Annotated in this window: 21 protein-coding genes and 1 pseudogene; 17 read left to right on the top strand and 5 right to left on the bottom strand. The window is 43.1% G+C overall.

Annotated features, from left to right (window positions below):
- Window positions 1-25 precede the first annotated feature (25 nt).
- From BGI33_RS00455 to BGI33_RS00415, 9 genes are all read left to right on the top strand, one after another.
- Complete coding sequence (locus BGI33_RS00455) at window positions 26-826, top strand: ABC transporter ATP-binding protein (RefSeq protein ID WP_100089423.1); 801 nt, start codon at window positions 26-28, stop codon at window positions 824-826.
- On the top strand, window positions 826-1,602 hold the full coding sequence (mlaE, locus tag BGI33_RS00450; protein WP_100089422.1) for a lipid asymmetry maintenance ABC transporter permease subunit MlaE: 777 nt from the start codon (window positions 826-828) through the stop codon (window positions 1,600-1,602). Before BGI33_RS00455 ends, mlaE begins: the two co-directional genes overlap by 1 nt.
- A 24-nt stretch (window positions 1,603-1,626) precedes the next feature.
- Entirely contained in the window at window positions 1,627-2,139 is a 513-nt protein-coding gene (gene mlaD, locus BGI33_RS00445; RefSeq protein ID WP_100089421.1) for an outer membrane lipid asymmetry maintenance protein MlaD, read from the top strand.
- A 51-nt stretch (window positions 2,140-2,190) separates the two neighbouring features.
- On the top strand, window positions 2,191-2,793 hold the full coding sequence (locus tag BGI33_RS00440) for an MlaC/ttg2D family ABC transporter substrate-binding protein (RefSeq protein ID WP_370520823.1): 603 nt from the start codon (window positions 2,191-2,193) through the stop codon (window positions 2,791-2,793).
- 2 nt (window positions 2,794-2,795) lie between these two features.
- Entirely contained in the window at window positions 2,796-3,080 is a 285-nt protein-coding gene (locus BGI33_RS00435; protein WP_100089420.1) for an STAS domain-containing protein, read from the top strand.
- Window positions 3,077-3,997, top strand: coding sequence for an MlaA family lipoprotein (locus tag BGI33_RS00430; protein WP_100089419.1), 921 nt, complete (start codon window positions 3,077-3,079; stop codon window positions 3,995-3,997). The genes BGI33_RS00435 and BGI33_RS00430 overlap by 4 nt, the downstream gene beginning before the upstream one ends.
- A 73-nt stretch (window positions 3,998-4,070) precedes the next feature.
- Window positions 4,071-4,433, top strand: coding sequence for a VacJ (locus tag BGI33_RS00425; protein WP_100089418.1), 363 nt, complete (start codon window positions 4,071-4,073; stop codon window positions 4,431-4,433).
- Between the two features lie 228 nt (window positions 4,434-4,661).
- Window positions 4,662-5,285, top strand: coding sequence for a lytic transglycosylase domain-containing protein (locus BGI33_RS00420; RefSeq protein ID WP_100089417.1), 624 nt, complete (start codon window positions 4,662-4,664; stop codon window positions 5,283-5,285).
- Between the two features lie 80 nt (window positions 5,286-5,365).
- On the top strand, window positions 5,366-5,899 hold the full coding sequence (locus tag BGI33_RS00415; protein ID WP_100089416.1) for a single-stranded DNA-binding protein: 534 nt from the start codon (window positions 5,366-5,368) through the stop codon (window positions 5,897-5,899).
- 331 nt (window positions 5,900-6,230) lie between these two features.
- On the opposite strand, the gene BGI33_RS00410 is transcribed toward BGI33_RS00415, so the two are convergent.
- The 4 genes and pseudogenes from BGI33_RS00410 to BGI33_RS00400 all read right to left on the bottom strand — a co-directional run bounded on the left by BGI33_RS00410 (window position 6,231) and on the right by BGI33_RS00400 (window position 7,856).
- Window positions 6,231-6,533, bottom strand: a complete 303-nt coding sequence (locus BGI33_RS00410) for a hypothetical protein (protein ID WP_100114563.1) — start codon at window positions 6,531-6,533, stop codon at window positions 6,231-6,233.
- An 84-nt stretch (window positions 6,534-6,617) separates the two neighbouring features.
- Window positions 6,618-6,671, bottom strand: a pseudogene (locus BGI33_RS14035) (lipoprotein); the annotation flags it as partial.
- Window positions 6,672-6,675: 4 nt separating this feature from the next.
- Entirely contained in the window at window positions 6,676-7,290 is a 615-nt protein-coding gene (locus BGI33_RS00405; RefSeq protein ID WP_100089414.1) for a hypothetical protein, read from the bottom strand.
- Between the two features lie 224 nt (window positions 7,291-7,514).
- Window positions 7,515-7,856 (bottom strand): MFS transporter, encoded by a 342-nt coding sequence (locus BGI33_RS00400; RefSeq protein WP_144235319.1) that lies wholly within the window; start codon window positions 7,854-7,856, stop codon window positions 7,515-7,517.
- A gap of 88 nt (window positions 7,857-7,944) precedes the next feature.
- On the opposite strand from BGI33_RS00400, the gene BGI33_RS00395 reads away from it, so the two are divergent.
- Window positions 7,945-8,259 (top strand): hypothetical protein, encoded by a 315-nt coding sequence (locus BGI33_RS00395; protein ID WP_144235318.1) that lies wholly within the window; start codon window positions 7,945-7,947, stop codon window positions 8,257-8,259.
- A 670-nt stretch (window positions 8,260-8,929) separates the two neighbouring features.
- The gene (gene greA / locus BGI33_RS00385; protein ID WP_100089410.1) at window positions 8,930-9,406 is read left to right on the top strand and encodes a transcription elongation factor GreA; all 477 of its coding nucleotides are present in this window, start codon (window positions 8,930-8,932) and stop codon (window positions 9,404-9,406) included.
- Between the two features lie 90 nt (window positions 9,407-9,496).
- Here the strand turns inward: greA and yhbY are convergent, their stop codons facing one another.
- Window positions 9,497-9,787 (bottom strand): ribosome assembly RNA-binding protein YhbY, encoded by a 291-nt coding sequence (gene yhbY, locus BGI33_RS00380; protein ID WP_100089465.1) that lies wholly within the window; start codon window positions 9,785-9,787, stop codon window positions 9,497-9,499.
- A 485-nt stretch (window positions 9,788-10,272) separates the two neighbouring features.
- Between yhbY and BGI33_RS00375 the strand changes: the two genes are divergently transcribed.
- The 6 genes from BGI33_RS00375 (at window position 10,273) to BGI33_RS00350 (ending at window position 17,919) form a co-directional block, all read left to right on the top strand.
- The gene (locus BGI33_RS00375) at window positions 10,273-10,740 is read left to right on the top strand and encodes a hypothetical protein (protein ID WP_144235317.1); all 468 of its coding nucleotides are present in this window, start codon (window positions 10,273-10,275) and stop codon (window positions 10,738-10,740) included.
- Window positions 10,741-11,010: 270 nt separating this feature from the next.
- On the top strand, window positions 11,011-11,631 hold the full coding sequence (locus BGI33_RS00370; RefSeq protein ID WP_100089408.1) for an RlmE family RNA methyltransferase: 621 nt from the start codon (window positions 11,011-11,013) through the stop codon (window positions 11,629-11,631).
- Between the two features lie 86 nt (window positions 11,632-11,717).
- Window positions 11,718-13,685, top strand: a complete 1,968-nt coding sequence (gene ftsH, locus BGI33_RS00365; protein WP_100089407.1) for an ATP-dependent zinc metalloprotease FtsH — start codon at window positions 11,718-11,720, stop codon at window positions 13,683-13,685.
- 1,066 nt (window positions 13,686-14,751) lie between these two features.
- Window positions 14,752-15,603, top strand: coding sequence for a dihydropteroate synthase (gene folP / locus BGI33_RS00360; RefSeq protein WP_100089406.1), 852 nt, complete (start codon window positions 14,752-14,754; stop codon window positions 15,601-15,603).
- 260 nt (window positions 15,604-15,863) lie between these two features.
- Entirely contained in the window at window positions 15,864-17,207 is a 1,344-nt protein-coding gene (glmM, locus tag BGI33_RS00355; RefSeq protein ID WP_100089405.1) for a phosphoglucosamine mutase, read from the top strand.
- Window positions 17,208-17,244: 37 nt separating this feature from the next.
- Window positions 17,245-17,919, top strand: a complete 675-nt coding sequence (locus BGI33_RS00350; RefSeq protein WP_100089404.1) for a DedA family protein — start codon at window positions 17,245-17,247, stop codon at window positions 17,917-17,919.
- The last annotated feature ends 30 nt before the right edge of the window (window positions 17,920-17,949 follow it).

The raw sequence follows: 17,949 nt of genomic DNA, 5'->3' as shown, positions 1-17,949 counted from the left end.
GCTATACGGCATGGGAAATCTTAATATGGCTACGCCGTTTATTGAAATGAAAGATGTGAGCTTCGCTTATGGCGATCGCCCTATTCTGAAAAACATTAATTTTAAACTGGAACAGGGTAGCTTTACCGCTATTATGGGTAGTTCCGGCAGTGGTAAAACCACACTGTTGCGCCTGATGACCGGCCAGATTACCGCACAGCAGGGGCAAGTGCTGATCAATGGTCGCGATATTGCCAAATTTAGTCGTGAAGAGCTGTATCACCACCGCCGCAATATGGGTGTATTGTTTCAGTTTGGCGCCCTGTTTACGGATTTGTCTGTTTTCGATAATGTGGCCTTTCCAATGCGGGAGCACACTCATTTGCCGGAAAGCATGATTCATGATCTGGTAATTATGAAGCTGAATGCAGTTGGTTTGCGCGGTGTAGAGAGCTTAATGCCATCCGAACTTTCCGGCGGCATGTCACGCCGAGTGGCACTGGCACGCACCATTGCACTGGATCCGGCACTATTATTATATGATGAACCATTTACCGGACTGGATCCGATTTCACTTGGCGTGATAGCCAGTCTGGTAAGTAAAATCAACAACGCTTTGCAAACCACCAGTGTCATGGTGACACACGATATTCAGCAATCTCTGGATATTGCCAGCCATGTGGTATTTCTGGCACATGGAGAGATTATTTTTTCCGGTTCTCCACAAGAAATGCGTGAACTGGATTCACCATGGATAAATCAGTTTATTCATGGGCAGGCTGACGGGCCGGTAGCATTCCGCTATCCGGTAACCACTACCTTACAACAGGATTTAAACATCGCGTGATGAAAGCAATTGAGCAACTGGGTGCAAAAACCCTGAGTTTTGTCCAGCATCTGGGGCGGGCAACATTATTCCTGTTTGCTGCCTTGTTGCGCAGTGGAACTGTTTTACGCCGCCCGGGTCTGATGATTCGGCAAATGTATTTTTCCGGTGTTCTCTCGATCATCATTATTGCTGTATCCGGGCTGTTTGTCGGTATGGTGCTGGGCTTGCAGGCCTATACACAGCTGGCCAAATTCAAATCAGCCGATATCCTTGGCTATATGGTGGCGGCAGCCATGTTGCGGGAACTGGGGCCTGTACTTGCGGCGATTCTGTTTGCCAGCAGTGCCGGCGGCGCAATGACCAGTGAGATTGGATTGATGAAAACCACTGAGCAACTGGAAGCGATGAATGTCATGGCTATTGATCCGGTGGCACGGGTGGTGGCGCCGCGTTTCTGGGCCGGTGTGCTTTCCATGCCCTTACTGGCCTCTATATTCAATGTGGCTGGCGTATATGGTGCTTATCTGATTGGCGTAAGATATTTTGGTATGGACAGCGGTGTGTTCTGGGGACAAATGCAGAATAATCTGGATTTTCATTATGATGTCGTAAACGGCCTGATTAAATCACTGGTGTTTGGCGTGGTAGTCACTCTGATTGCGGTTTATCAGGGCTTTTATGCAAAGCCTACTTCAGAAGGCATTTTGCGTGCCAATACACGTACCGTAGTATCCAGCTCTCTGACTATTCTGGCTGTGGATTTTATGCTGACGGCTCTGATGTTTACCAAATAAGATACAGATTAACAGGGTAATGATATGAAAAAAAACAGTCTGGAAATGCTGGTTGGCCTATTCGTTTTAATAGGCATAGTGGCAATCCTATTTTTGGCTTTTCGCGTAGCTGGTGGTAATGGCATTGGTTCCTCCCAGCCTACATATACTTTATCGGCTTCATTCAGCGATATTGGCGGGCTGAAAGCACAGGCGCCCGTCAAAGCTGCCGGAGTAGTAGTAGGACGGGTAGACAAAATTGTGCTTGATCCCAAAACTTATTGGGCTAAAGTAACTTTAAAAATTGATAAACAGTACCAGTTTAGTAGTGATACGTCTGCGCAGATTCTGACTTCTGGTTTACTCGGCGATCAGTACATTGGGCTGGAGCAGGGCGGAGACTTGGATAGTCTGGCCGATGGTGACACCATTACCATTACCAGTTCTGCTTTGGTACTGGAACAATTGATTGGTAAATTTATGACCAGCTTTGCTGAAGGTAACGCCAAAGGCAATAACAAACAAATAGACAGTACCGCTGCTTCGGCCAGTGAGTAAAAAAGATAGCAGCAGGTAAACACACAATATATTTAATTGAAGGAATATACAATGAAACTGAACAAATCTACGCTACTGGGTATATTAAGCATTGGTATTATGAGCATTAGCATGGCTTTTGCCTCGCCACAGCAGGCAGTAAGCCAGCTAAAGGATAATGCCACTCAGGTATTGAATATTTTGAGCTCAGCTAATGGAAAAAATGACGATCAAGTGCGCCGACAGGCAGAAAACTATGCCATTCCCTATTTTGATTTTGAGCGCATGACTGCACTGGCTGTAGGCGCACCATGGCGTACAGCCAGTCCAGCCCAGCAGCAGGCGCTGACTCAAGAATTTAAAACCCTGTTGATCCGTACTTACTCCGGTACCATGTTGAAATTCAGAAACGCCAAAGCAAACGTTTACAGTAATCCGGTAGTGAATAAAAATGGGCGTGAAATCATTGTGCGTGTAGATATCACCACACCGAACAGTAAACCGGTACGCATGGATTACACCATGTATCAGGCTGGTAGCATATACCGCATTTATAATGTTGCCGTTGAAGGTGCCAGTCTGGTTACCGTATACCGTAACCAGTTTAATCAAACCATCAGCCAGAAAGGTATTGATGGTCTGGTAGCTGATTTACGTGCCAAAAACGGTAAATAACCATGCAAACCACCGTGCAGGGTAAAACTCTGATGATTCATGATAAGGTAACCATGAGTACAGTAGGGGAAAACGATTACAAGCGATTTTGTGACTGTATCCAGAATGCCGGCATTGAAAAAGTGGATGTCAGTGGTGTAACCGAAGCCGATTCTGCATGTGTGGCCTTATTGGTGGCGGCAAAGCGATTGGCGCGTAGACAAAAATTCATGTTGCACATCGCCGGCGTACCAGCAGGGCTGATTACCCTGATGGCACTTTACGGCGTAGAGGAATCATTACAATGAGTAAAAAAAAGTTGCTGGCAGCTACACTGCTATTATGCCTGAGTCAGGTGAGCTGGGCCGAAGAACAGGCCTATAAAGACCCGTACGAAGGATATAACCGGGTAATGTTCAATATTAACGATCATCTGGATCGTTATATCATGACACCGGTAGCTCGTGGTTACCGTAAAGTAACACCTTCACCTGTACGTACCGGCGTAAATAACTTTTTCAATAATCTGCGTGATGTGGTTAGTTTCGGCAGTAATCTGCTGCGGCTGGATATTGAAAAGGCCAGTACAGATTTTGTACGCGTTGGTATCAATAGTACTTTTGGTTTAGGCGGTTTATTGAATATTGCTGATGCCGGCCAGATTCCGAATAATAAAAATACCCTTGGCGACACTTTTGCCTCATGGGGCTGGAAAAACAGTAATTACTTCGTTTATCCGATTTTTGGCCCGTCAACTGTACGCGATAGTATTGGCAGCACCATCACCGACGTGTTTCCGATAGAAGACGCTATTTTCAAGGATAGTGCTGTACGCTGGAGTACTGCTGGTTTGAATGGTGTTGCCGCCCGTGAAGGATTGCTGGATGTAACTGACAGCCTGAATGATGCTGCATTGGATCGCTACACTTATATGCGTGATATGTATATGAAACTGCGTAACAGCCAGGTGGGTGGTACTCTATTTACTGCCGATGAAGATGAGGATGACGATATCGACAGTCTGGTGGCACCAAATAGTAATAACACCAGTGCACAGCCGGCATCGGCAATGGCAGATAAATCTGCTGATACTGGAGAAAAAAACTCAGCATCTGTCAGCAGCAGTACGCCTGCACCAACTGAACCAGTAGCAGCCGAATCTGCGAATACTACACTACCTGCTGCGGCTACCTCAGCAGACCAGCCTTACTGGAATGTGCACTAAGCATGAGTGCAGGCATTGCCGGAATTTAAACCAGTAACTGAAATTCGGGTCGTATTACAACAGGAATGCAATCATGTTTGAAGTTAATCGCAGCGTATTTTTGCTTGTTCCGCTTGAACCATTTTGGGCGTGGTTACAAAACCTGCCCGATATTGATCTGGAACAGCTATCATTAGAGATTTTACAGCAGGATGCCAATGCTTATCTGACTTCTGCCTGCGAGGATATTGATGATTTGTGGGCTGAAATTGAACAGCGCTATCAGGATATCTTTGCAGCTGAACTGGCTGACTGGTGTGAAGATGAAAGCTTGTGGCCGACTTTAAGCTTGGATAATTTTAAAGATTGGTTCGGGGTACAGATTTCAACAGTGGTAACCGATCTGGCACAGGAAGAACTGGCGCGTGAAGCATTCGTACCTATTGACCTGAATTAAACCAGTGTTATTGTCTATGTTAAAAAAGCCAATGTTAAACATCGGCTTTTTTGCATTAAAAGCAGTTGTCTGACATTTATTATTCTGTGCTGAAATCATTCTGTTAAACTGCAAATTGATTGCATAATCTTTAATCTTGCTAACCTGATTTAAAATAATCAATTACAATTGTATACAATCAATTTTTCAAACCAGTTTATATGCTGTACATAACCGGAATTAATTCATATGCAGCACAGAAGTAAAACTGTATCGCGACGCCAGTTATTACAGGCTGGCAGTGCTGCCATGCTCGGTGTAGCCATGCCACGTATGGCACTGGCAGGCGCACAACGCGAAGAAACGCTTGCTGATGATGTAACTTCCATCATGCGCAATGCAGTCAATAATGCCAACCCACCGCGACTGATTTTTGCTTCGCCGGCAGAAGCCAGCCGCTGGTTAAATGCCATGTCGACACGGCTTGCGCCATATGTTCCAGATGATTATGCACGTAAGCGTTTGCTCACCAACATCCAGTATGAAGCGATGCGTGCTGGTCTGGATACACAGGTGATACTGGGCCTGATTGAAGTAGAAAGCCGTTTTCGGCAATATGCTATTTCTGGCGTAGGGGCACGCGGACTGATGCAGGTAATGCCATTCTGGGTGAAACAAATTGGCCGTCCGGAACATAACTTATTCGATATTCGCACTAACTTACGTTATGGCTGCACCATCCTGCGTTATTATCGAAACCGAGAGAATGGTAATATGGCCAGAGCACTGGCGCGTTATAATGGCAGTTTGGGCCGTACTACTTATTCAAATGCTGTTATCAGTGCCTGGCAGCGGCACTGGCAGTGGGCGTAACAAGTATTCTGTAACAAAGATAATCTTTTCAACACGGGTTGTCTGGAAAGACCACCTGTATTCATTATTAGGAAACCACCATGTCTGTTAATAAAGTCATCCTGGTTGGCCGTTTGGGTCGAGACCCTGAAACGCGATATATGCCTAGCGGCGATGCAGTAACCAACTTCTCTATCGCTACTGATGAACAATGGCGTGACCGCAATGGTGAGCGCCAGACCCGTACCGAATGGCACAACATTACTCTGTTTGGCAAGCTGGGTGAGATAGCCAGCCAGTATCTGCGTAAAGGTAGTCAGGTGTATATCGAAGGCCGTATTCAAAGCCGTAAATACAGCGGTAAAGATGGTATCGAACGCACTGCTTACGACATCATCGGCAACGAAATGAAAATGCTGGGCAGCCGTAATGATGGCGCCAGTGCTGGCGGCGGCTATGATCAAACAGGTGGCGGTGCTGATTATGCTCAGGGCGGCAACAACTATAGTCAGGGCGGTTATGATGCCGCACCTGCTGCTTCCAGCCCACCACCGGCGGCACCACGCCGTCAGGTACCACGGCCAGCACCAACACCGGCGCCAGTGGATGATATCGATGATGATATTCCATTTTGATAATTTAAAATTAATTAAGAATCAATTTCCGACTGAATTAGCCGGACAAATTGATTTTTGATAATTTCGCCTTTCAGATGTATATTTGAAGGGCGTTTTATTTGATGAGGGAAGACATTAATACTCAAACAACCTATTTATTGCAGATTGAGTAAACCGAATTGTGATCAATCAGCATAATAGTTGGTTTTAATCTCATTTACTGGTAACTATGCCATATTTTTATACGCTATAACCTATATCTTTATTAGCTTAGTTGTATCTAATATGTAACTACTTTCTAAAATAGTACAGCACATTTAGGGAAAATGGTTGATTGCTAAAGTAAATTTTAAAACGCAGCATTTTTATCCCAGATGAAATGTTCTACAGGAATCCATTTATGGTCTTTTTCTTCAAACCAAACAGTGAGGTTTGCTTCATTACTGCTAGCCCATGTCACTTCCCTAATTTTTATATCTCTGCTCCTTATTTCTTTTTGTGTAAATTGTTTGGATAGTCCTGCTCTAAATTCGGTAATAAAACCGTCTTTTTTACCCAGAATAAAAATTTTATCCCATAAGGGCGGATATTTTTTTATCAGACTATCTACAGATGTTTGTTCTATCTGATTAAAATTCATAAATTTTTCCATAGTGTCGCCATCAATTCTATTTATTAACTCTTTATTAACTACTATGTGACTCTCCCGATTATTCTCTTCTATTACTTTAATTTTATTGCACGAAGATAGTAGCAGAATAAATAATATAATGAATACATATTTCTTCATAACTTTATATTAGATAAAAAGTTGTATTAGGTAACATGGCGTTTAGCTGATTTAGAATATAATCTAAATGACGTTTCCGTAATTCATTTCCTATATTCATTACCCTGGGGTAATCCAGTTTAAAGCCTCCATTAATGCGATTATCATCATGATATTCATCTGAATGTCCAATGATTGGAATATTCCCCACAGTGTGCCCAAATTCATGAGCAATAGGAAATTGATAATACTCTTTCAAACCAAAGTAACCCTTATAGTTTGATTTAATATCTTCATTATCTAAGCTAATTATTCTTCGATCCCAGATTACATAACTTGTTTCAAAATCCCCCGGAGCTATTTTGATTACATTTACTGTCCAGTGAGGATTTGTGAATACCCATTTGATGTCAAAATCAACAGTGAAAATACTATTCTTATGTTTTACAGCAAAGTTAGATAGTCCCTGAATTTTTAACTTAAAATAATTTCCCCAAATTTTGCTAATAAGAACATCAGCAGATTGATGGAATTTTCTTTTTTCCCTTATGGTCCAAGGGGTAGCTCGGGTAGACCAGTTATATTGCCATTTTTCCTGAATAAGAATGGTATTTCTATCTTCTTCTATGAAAATATCCATTCTTGCCGTTCTTTTAATAGTACTCATAATTAGAAGTTTAGTATCATTAAATCAATTTAAATATTTAAATTTGAAAAGAAAAATATATCTAACTTTAGAATTAATACTTATTTTTGAGTGTATGCCATAATTGATATTTTTGTAAACTAATGAAACTATTAGTATGGTTTAACAGAATTGTTGTCTGATTGGTTTGTTACTGAGTAGCCACAGAGTTGGGCATATTAATCTTTTGACAATACATTTGAGTAGAAAAATGAACATATTTTAATGCTGCTCAGTGCCCAAATTCTGAGCATGCCGCCGCTAATCTGCACACCAATGAGAATAACAGAGATTGATGTTAAACCTATATGTAGGATACCACCAAATGTAAGTACTGCCATTTGAGGTACCGTTAGAAAACCCGCAGCCATAACGGCCTCCCTGACTTCAATAATTTTCAGCGGTGAGGGAATGGTTAGCGTTGATTTGGATATATATTTTGATTCGGCATGTTTAGCGTTGATAAACAATACAACCACAAGGCCAACGCTCAAGCCTGCGATGGCTAACGCGGTAAACATCAGTTCAAAACCATATGAATAGGCCAACTAGGGCAGTAATCCTGTACTAATCGCTCCACCAACCGGGATTGCAGTTTGGCGAACACTTATGGCAAATCCACGCTCACTATCATCAAACCATGACATGACTGTTCTGCCTGATGAGGAGTTAATACTACCGCTGAAAGCCCCAGTTATTGCTAGGGCTGCGCCCAAGTGTAGATACTTGACACCGCCAGGCGAAGCCTCTGGTGTAAGTGATATGGCGATTAAGGCATACACTATGGCTGACGACTATAAGCCCAGAATCAGAACTTTTTTCTCACCCGGTTTATTGGTGAGTAGCCCCAAAATTATTTCTGAAGCTGCAACTCCCAATCCCATTGAGCCTCAAACAAAACCAAGCTCATATAATAAAAAATAATAAGCATCTCGCATTAAAATTCCGGTGATAGAAATGCCAGCAAAATCCATGGCAAATGTTGCTTGTGCCAGAACGCCAATTGCAAGCACAAACCAACGATAATTATTTTTTTATCCATTTCTGTTTTGTATTCTTCCGATATCATACCAAATAGTATGTATTTTTTATGCTATGCCGTTTTTGTATGTGGGTAAACAAAGGAATCTATTTGTAAACATATAATAAATAATTAGTATATTTTTTATTATCATGTAAATAATATTTGTGTTGCTGTGCCAGTTTGTATGTTTTTTCAATGTAATGGGCAGTCATCATGAATAATGCAGCTATTAATGGTTTTGCCTTGTTGCGCGCAGCTTTATGCGTGAATGACAGGACACACCATACAATATCGACGTTGTTGCAATCATAGGCTAAACACCAAGCCGATGTTGTGCTGGAATTAACGGATGTATTTAATGATGGCAAGAAAGTACCAGCCTATCTTAAAGCAGGAGGTATAGATGCTTATCTCTGCACCTGTAAAATAAGCATTGCTATTTTATACTGGTCTGATAAAATATCACTTATGGAACAGCGCAAGCCGCCAGACAGAATCGGGCGGCTTGCTTTTTGTTATTAATACGAAATACCGTTGGCGCATTCAGCTGCGGTATCTTGGAGAAATATGATGCAAAAAATTCCGTTGACCGTAATTGGTGCCGATTTGCTGAAGCAGGAGCTGCAAGAACTTAAGAGTGTGGCTCGTCCTGCTGTGATTGAGGCTATTGCTGAGGCACGTTCACATGGCGATCTGTCGGAAAATGCAGAATACGAAGCTGCTAAAGAAAAACAGGGCTTTATTGAAGGCCGGATTGCTGAAATTGAGCACAAGCTCTCATTGGCACACATTATCGACCCGAAAGAAACCAATGCCGATGGTAAAGTGGTATTCGGGGCAACAGTGAAAATGCAGGATCTGGAAACTGAAGAAGTGGTTAGTTATCAGATTGTGGGTGAAGATGAGGCCGATATTAAACAGGCAAAAATTTTTGTTGGTTCACCGATAGCACGCGCGTTGATTGGCAAGGAAGAAGGTGATGTGGCCGAAGTTCAGGCACCAAGTGGTGTGCGTGAATATGAAATTCTTGAGGTTTTTTATATTTAAGCAGGCGGTTTTTAATCAGTTGTCTGTTGCCTTGGGTTAAACCGCTAAAGGCAAAATAATTAAGCGATTCATGGAATGAATCGCTTTTGTTTATTCAGCTGTTTCAGCTTTTCGACGGTATAACACCAGTTGTTTGCCAATGTGCTGTATCAGCTCGGCGCCTGTAGCTGCGCACAATGCTTCAGCAATGGCAATACGTTGTGCACGTTCGTCACCGGCAACCTGTACTTTAATCAGCTCGTGTGCATCGAGATTGCGGTTGGTTTCGGCGATTACTTCGGCTGTTAGCCCATGCTGTCCAATTAATACGACCGCATGCAGTTGATGCGCGCGTGCTTTTAATGCCATTTTATCTTTACTGCTTAGTTTATCAGTTGCCATTTTGGTTTCCATATTGCTAAAACCTGCTTATCCGGCTGGCGGATACGCTGGTTGAATTCAGATTGAGCTATTTTAAATGAGGCAGCCAAATTTTTATAGTTAATATCAATCTGATTTTATGTAATACGTATAATATTTGTGTATGGCTGGTTAATTAACTCCGCCAGCATATGCTGTGTTTATAATATTAGGTAGTGAATATATGTGATGAAGTGGTAAGCAGAAGTTTGCCTGTTGGGTATAACCGAATAGTTATTTGAAATATGTGTTGATTTTTATCTTTTTTTGATAATATATGTTTAAATTATTGAAGTTTCTTCAGGCTGATTGCCATGTATGGACTATTAACTGTTTCTGTTTTGAATATTTTAAACCTTGATTGATGCTGTTTCGAATTAATAATGATGAAATTTCAGCGTATATACAGTGGTACATTGTGGGTGCTGGACACCATTTTTTTCAGACTGTTTGCTTGGTACTGGTTAATGGGATTGTTTATACAGATTCTTTCCTATACTGAAGCGCGGGACAGTATGAGAAAAGAATCTATGTTTCCTTTTGATGTGGCGGTATTTCAGGCTGATGGTTCTTTTGAAGATATCAGTTATACGACAGATAGGGATGTCAGGCCTGCAAATACCTCCTATCTGGCTCCTGTACCCAATGGACATAAGCAGTATAATGAATATAGTTCGTTTAGTTATCAGGTGATTGAGCAGCGGCCACAGCAGCAGTTAATCCAGACAGTTTCTAAAGATGATGAGCGCACTACATGGGCAACCTATGTGGCAACCCATGATTCGATTATGCCGTTAACCACTAGAATATATACTTTTGATTATATGCCGGCTTCTGCCGCTGCGGCTTTTATTGTGGTGCAGTTTTTGAAGTGTTTCATCCGCTATCTGATTTGGAGAAATCAAATCAGGTTGAGCTGTGCTGTTGAGTATTAACGGCTAAATCAATTCTGTATGCTGAGTAGATTATTCATACTTTTATTTTGTTAATCAGTATTTTTGCTTAAAGTGTTACTGGCAGTATGATGCAAAGATGATAGATTCAGATTTGGGGTAGAAGCAGGGAATTCAGACTGTTTTGGTGGCTGGCTAGGATAATCTATCGGTTTTCTAGCCAGCTAAATTTATCAGTTTTGCTACTGGTATGCTCTGTATTCTGCTGCGATTTCACGATACAATGTGAAAGTTTTTTCAAGAAATTGCATCATGGGTGTTCGTTCTAAATCTTCCAGTGCATGGCTCAATGAGCATGTTAACGATCATTATGTTCATTTGGCTCAGAAAGAAGGCTATCGTGCACGTGCAGCCTACAAGCTGCTGGAAATCAATGATAAGGATCATCTGATACGGCCGGGTGCGGTGGTGGCAGACCTTGGCAGTGCACCCGGCAGTTGGTCGCAGGTTGCAGCTAAACTGGCCGGTCAGCAGGGACAGGTATTTGCGCTGGATATTTTGCCAATGGAGCCAGTGCCGGGTGTACGTTTTATTCAGGGTGATTTTCGCGAGAATGAAGTGCTGGTGCAGTTTGAAACATTACTGGATGGCTGTGAGCTGGATCTTGTAATTTGTGATATGGCACCCAATATGTCAGGCAATAACATTACGGATCAGGCGCGCAGTTTGTATTTGGCAGAGTTGGGTCTGGAGTTTGCGCAGACACATCTGAAACAGGGTGGTGATTTTCTGGTGAAGGTGTTTCAGGGCAGTGGTCTGCAAGAGTTTCAGCAGGTAATGAAAGATAGCTTTGCACAGGTATTGATTCGCAAGCCGAAAGCTTCACGTGACCGTTCCAGTGAAATTTATCTGCTCGGTCGCAGTAAAAAATAGTTGTGATGGCCAAGACCTTCTGATGGTATTGGCCGTGTTGACTATTGTGAACAACAATTAATTAACCTCCTTAGGAGTTTCTGACAGTGCGGAATACCGTAAAGAATCTTTTTGTCTGGCTGGTGCTGGCGTTAATTTTAATGGCCGCATTCAATGCCATAACTGAGAAAAAAGAGAGTAAACAGAAAATTGAATACTCTCAGTTTATTCAGCAAGTTAACAAGGGTGAGATTGCCAGCGTAAATATTGAAGGTTCGGTAGTTAATGGCTTTCAGCTAAAAGGTTTGCGCAACGATAAATCATCTTTTACCACTAATGCTCCTACGCCACTGGAGAATGGTTTAATTAATAATCTGTTGGCTAAGAATGTTCGGGTTAATGTGATTCCGGAAGAAAAGCCCAGCTTTTTAACTAATCTACTTTACAGTATGTTGCCAATGCTGTTGTTGATTGGAGTGTTTTTTTATTTTATGCGCTCCATGCAGGGCGGCGGCGGTAAAGGCGGTGCCTTCTCTTTTGGTAAAAGCCGTGCACGTCTCCTGGATAAAGAAGCCAATAAAATTACTTTTGCCGATGTGGCTGGTTGTGATGAAGCCAAGGAAGAAGTACAGGAGATTGTGGATTATCTGCGTGCTCCACAGCGTTACCAAACGCTGGGTGGCCGTATGCCCCGTGGTATTTTGATGTGCGGTAGCCCGGGTACGGGTAAAACTCTGTTGGCCAAGGCTATTGCTGGCGAGGCACAGGTACCATTTTTCAGTATTTCTGGCTCAGATTTTGTAGAAATGTTTGTAGGTGTAGGTGCTTCACGTGTACGCGATATGTTTGAGCAGGCAAAGAAAAATGCACCTTGTATTATTTTTATTGATGAAATTGATGCCGTAGGCCGCCAGCGTGGTGCTGGTTTGGGTGGTGGTAACGATGAACGCGAGCAAACCCTGAATCAACTGCTGGTTGAAATGGATGGTTTTGAGAGCAATACTACGGTGATTGTAATTGCGGCCACTAACCGCCCTGATGTGCTTGATCCAGCACTGATGCGTCCGGGCCGCTTTGACCGGCAGGTAGTAGTGCCCTTGCCAGATATACGTGGTCGTGAACAGATTCTAAAGGTACATGCAACTAAAGTACCTTTGGACAAATCAGTGGATTTGCCTGTGCTGGCACGCGGTACTCCTGGTTTTTCTGGTGCTGACTTGGCCAATCTAGTAAATGAAGCTGCACTGTTTGCCGGTCGCCGTAACAAAACCAAAGTTGACATGAGTGATTTTGAGGATGCCAAAGATAAAATTTATATGGGTCCGGAACGTCGCTCTATGGTAATGCATGAGGATGAAAAGAAAGCCACTGCTTACCATGAATCTGGCCATGCGGTTGTTGCTGAAACACTGGACTTTACTGACCCTGTGCATAAAGTAACGATTATGCCTCGTGGCCGTGCCCTGGGGCTAACATGGCAGTTACCGGAACGTGATCGTATCAGTATGTATGAAGACCAGATGCTTAATCAGATTTCGATTTTGTTTGGTGGTCGTATTGCTGAGCAGCTGTTTATTGGTCGTGTTTCTACCGGTGCTTCGAATGACTTTGAACGTGCTACTCAGCTTGCTCGTGAGATGGTGACGCGTTATGGTATGTCTAAGAAAATGGGGCCAATGGTGTATGGTGAAAATGAAAACGAAGTATTTCTTGGACGCTCAGTAACTCAGTCGAAAAATATTTCTGAAAAAACCATGCAGGAAGTGGATGCTGAAGTACGTCGTATTCTTGATGAGCAATATGCTGTTGCTTACAAAATTCTGGATGAAAATCGGGATAAAATGCATACTATGGCCAAAGCCTTGATTGAGTGGGAAACTATTGACCGTGATCAAGTGCTGGAAATCATGGCTGGCAAAGAACCTAGTCCACCAAAAGATTTCAGTGAAAATGTAGTTAAGGATGCTGAAGCTGAGCAACCCATTGCTGAAGCTGCTGCAACTGATTCTGAGGCAGAGGCTGTAAGTGACGCTGAAACTAAAGTTTCAGAACCAGAGCAGAAATCACAGCAATAATGTAATTGAGTTTTTAACGGCAGCTATAGCTGCCGTTTTTTATATCCATTTTTTTATGATAATGGGCATGTGGTTGTGTTAGTTTGGTTAATATATGACATTTTGTAATCTGCATATATGTTTAGCGAAACGGCTTAAGTAACTAAACAAGCATTGAAAAACAGGCTGGCTAAAAGATGATAATTTCAAATCAGCTAGCAATAGGAAGTGCTAAAGCAATATGATTGTTAGCAGTCCGGATAAACCCAGATAGTCCAGTTGTGTTGATGAATTATTAATTTTATTTAATTTTTTGTGGATTCATACTGTGATTCAGTTTGATTGTATATAGGCAGGTTTTATGGATAAAAGCGCATGGATAATAAATTCTGGTACTGGTTAACAATAAATAATATTGGCCTGTTTATATTTATCATTTCAATTAATCTTTTATTGATGATGATGATTTTTTTGATATCGCGTTATGTATATTGGCTTGATATAAAATATTGATATAAGTATATGAATCTGTGAATTTAATATTGTTTCTGATATTGAGTATGATATTGGGGCAATTATTGCACTCAGGCCATGATTTCTTTTTAATCCTGTATCGGCGATGTTTGCGCGAGCAATCTGCAAGTAAACACAGCGTTGGCGAAGGTAGTGGCTATAAGATAATAGTGGTTTAAATCAATATTGTTGCAAGATTATTCTGATACTATGCTGTTTTTGTATAGGCAGGAAATTCTGGCCGGTATGAAGTAACAGACGGGGAAAGTTGGATGTCAGGCAAGTGTTACTTATTATGTATAAGCATAAGGCTGGTATTTGGTGTTAAGTATATGACTTGGGATGTTTTCTAAATGATTGTCACGCTGATTCAATTGGCGTTATGTGATATTTAGCTAGGTATGGTTAGCATCGATTAGGTATTTGTTTAACTCATAACAGATTTGATATTGAGAAATGCCACAGGCTGATTTGAGGTACTTTGCAGTTGAGAGCAGTGCTATTAGCAGTGAGTGCAGGCAAATGCAATTGTATTGCTATTGTTGAAAGATAATGATTGATTATGGATAGTTCGATGCAAATCTACTGGCAGTGTGGCCGGTTTCAGATTGATCTGACTCAACCGAAAATTATGGGAATTGTCAATTTAACGCCGGACTCGTTTTCTGATGGTGGCCGTTACAATGCTTCGTTGGCGGTGGCGTTAAATCATGCTGAGCAGTTGCTGAAAGATGGGGCTGATATTCTGGATATTGGCGGGGAAAGTTCACGTCCGGGCTCAGCTTTTGTATCGCCGCAGGAGGAGTGGGCGCGGATTGAGCCAGTATTACGTGAATTGATCACCTGGAATGTGCCGTTAACGGTGGATACGCGACGTGCATGGGTAATGCGCCAGTTACTCGAACAGCAGCTCGCGGATGGGATTAATGATATTCAGGCACTGGAAGATGCTGATGCAGTAGCTTTGCTGGCGCAGCAGCAGGATGTAGGGGTGTGTCTGATGCATATGCAGGGGCAGCCGGAGAATATGCAGCATAATCCTGTCTATGAGGATGTGGTGTTAGAGGTTAGTCGGTATTTGCAACAGCGAGTACGGGTATGTGAACAGGCTGGTATTACCCGCAGGCGCCTGACGGTAGACCCGGGTTTTGGTTTTGGCAAAACTCTTGAGCATAATATTGCTTTGATGCAGGATTTTGCAGTATGGCAGACACTTGCGGGCTGTCCGGCGCTGATTGGTGTGTCGCGTAAAACGATGATTGGTTTGCTCACTGCTGAAACAGACCCGCAGCAGCGGGTTGCTGGCAGTGTTGTGGCGGCAGTGGCAGCAGTGGCACGAGGGGCTGCGATTGTACGGGTACATGATGTGCGTGAAACCCGGCAAGGTTTGCAGGTATGGGCTGCTTTGGGCGCTCGTGTGTCGTGAAAGAATATTTGCTTTATCTGTGTCAGTTGCTGTTATGGGTTTGTCATTTTGGCAATATTTGGATAATAGATAAAAGTGGCTATAAGATATGATTGGCAATAGGCGTATGATTAAGTGTCTGGCTGCATGCTTTAGCTGGAAATAGTATGCGTATTGGGGGATATTAGTTGAATGAATTCTTAAATACCATTTTATTTACTGACTGAACGGCTATGCCTGTTCTACAATAACAGTCTTGTTTTAAATGCTTGGAGCTGGTAATGGCAAAGAAATATTTCGGTACTGACGGGATACGTGGTGAGGTAGGCAAGTTTCCGATTACGCCTGAATTTGTACTGAAATTGGCTTATGCCGCCGGTCATGTCTTAGTGCAGCATGGAACTGATCATCAGCCTACTGTGCTGATTGGTAAGGATACGCGTATTTCTGGCTATATGCTGGAAGCAGCGATGGAGGCCGGTTTTACTGCGGCAGGTGTGAATGTGCTGCTTACTGGGCCTTTGCCTACGCCGGGGGTGGCGTATTTAACCCGTGCGCTGCGTCTGGATTGCGGGGTGATGATTTCTGCTTCACATAACGCCTATCACGATAACGGGATTAAATTTTTTGCTGAGGGTGGAGTGAAGCTAAGTGACCATCTGGAGCTGGAAATTGAAGCAGAACTGGAAAAACCGGTGCAGACTGTGCCTTCCAGCCAGCTCGGTCGTGCCCGGCGTATTAATGGTGCGGTTGACCGTTATATTGAATTTTGCAAGTCTACTTTTCCCAGTCATCTGAATTTGCGTGGTTTAAAGCTGGTGGTAGATACCGCCAATGGTGCAGCTTATGATGTGGCTCCCAAAGTTTTCCACGAGTTGGGTGCAGATGTGGTATGCATTGGTGATAAACCTGATGGCTATAATATCAATCAGAAAATCGGTGCCACCTATACTAAATCATTGCAGGCAGCAGTATTACAGAATGAGGCTGATTACGGTATTGCGCTGGATGGTGACGGTGATCGGCTGATGATGGTGGACAAGGTTGGCAAAGTTTATGATGGTGATGCGCTGATTTATGTTATTGCCAAGGCACGTGCTGCATCTGGTTGTCTGCATGGCGGTGTGGTTGGCACGGTTATGACCAATCTGGCGATGGAACAGGCATTTAAACAGCAGGGCATTGATTTTGTCCGCGCCAAAGTAGGTGACCGTTATGTGCTGGAACAGTTGCATCAGCACCGATGGTCGTTGGGAGGTGAGGCCTCTGGCCATATTGTTTGTCTGGATAAACATAATACTGGTGATGGGATTATCGCAGCTTTACAGGTCTTTGCAGCCTTGCAGGATTTACAGCAGGATTTGGCCAGTATACTTACTGATTGGCAGCCTTTTCCGCAAACCATGATTAATGTCCATATTGAACCGGATCAGGACTGGCAGAGTATTGCCACACCGGTGGCAGACGAGGTAACAGCACAACTTGGAGAAAATGGACGCGTGGTACTTCGTCCATCAGGAACGGAACCGGTGGTGCGGGTGATGGTGGAAGCACGCCAAACTGAAGTTGCGCGGCAGGCAGCTGAAAAAATTGCTGATGCGATTGTGGCGGGTTTGGCGGATTAAATCTGTCCGGCCAGAATGAGAGAAGAACGGGCATTTTATGTTTGCATTGCTGGAAGCTTTTTTTACTGAATATGGCTATGCAGCTGTATTTCTGGTATTGGTGGCCTGTGGCTTTGGCGTGCCAATACCCGAAGATGTAACGCTGGTTACTGGTGGTGTGATTGCCGGTCTGGGGCACGCGAATGTGCATACGATGTTTGTAGTAGGCATGGCCGGTGTGCTGGTAGGTGATGGCCTGATGTTTACTGCCGGGCGGGTATTCGGTCATCGTATTCTGAAATTCCGTTTTGTGCAGCGGGTAATGACGCCAAAGCGTTATGCTCAGGTGCAGGATAAATTTGATAAGTATGGCAGCCGGGTGCTGTTTATCGCCCGTTTTCTGCCGGGATTGCGTACGCCGATTTATATTACGGCAGGTATCAGTGGTAAGGTTTCCATTCTGAAGTTTTTGCTGATGGATGGTCTGGCTGCGATGATTTCGGTGCCTGTCTGGGTATATCTGGGTGAATATGGTGCGGAAAACATCGACTGGCTGATGCATAAGGTGCATCAGTTTCAGGCAGTTGTGTATATTGTCATTGGTATTGGTGTGCTGGCTTTATTGTATTACTGGTGGAAAAAACGCCAGCGTGTGCAGTTTTTTAAACGCAAGATTGCTGAAATTCGTCAGCGTCGGCGTAATCGCAAGCAGCAAAAGCAAAATTTGAAATAAATCCCGGAATTTTCGTATTAATAAAAAAGA

It is taken from the genome of Snodgrassella alvi, assembly GCF_002777425.1.
Taxonomy (GTDB): Bacteria; Pseudomonadota; Gammaproteobacteria; order Burkholderiales; family Neisseriaceae; genus Snodgrassella; species Snodgrassella alvi_B.
This window is presented reverse-complemented; position numbering and strand designations above follow the sequence as displayed.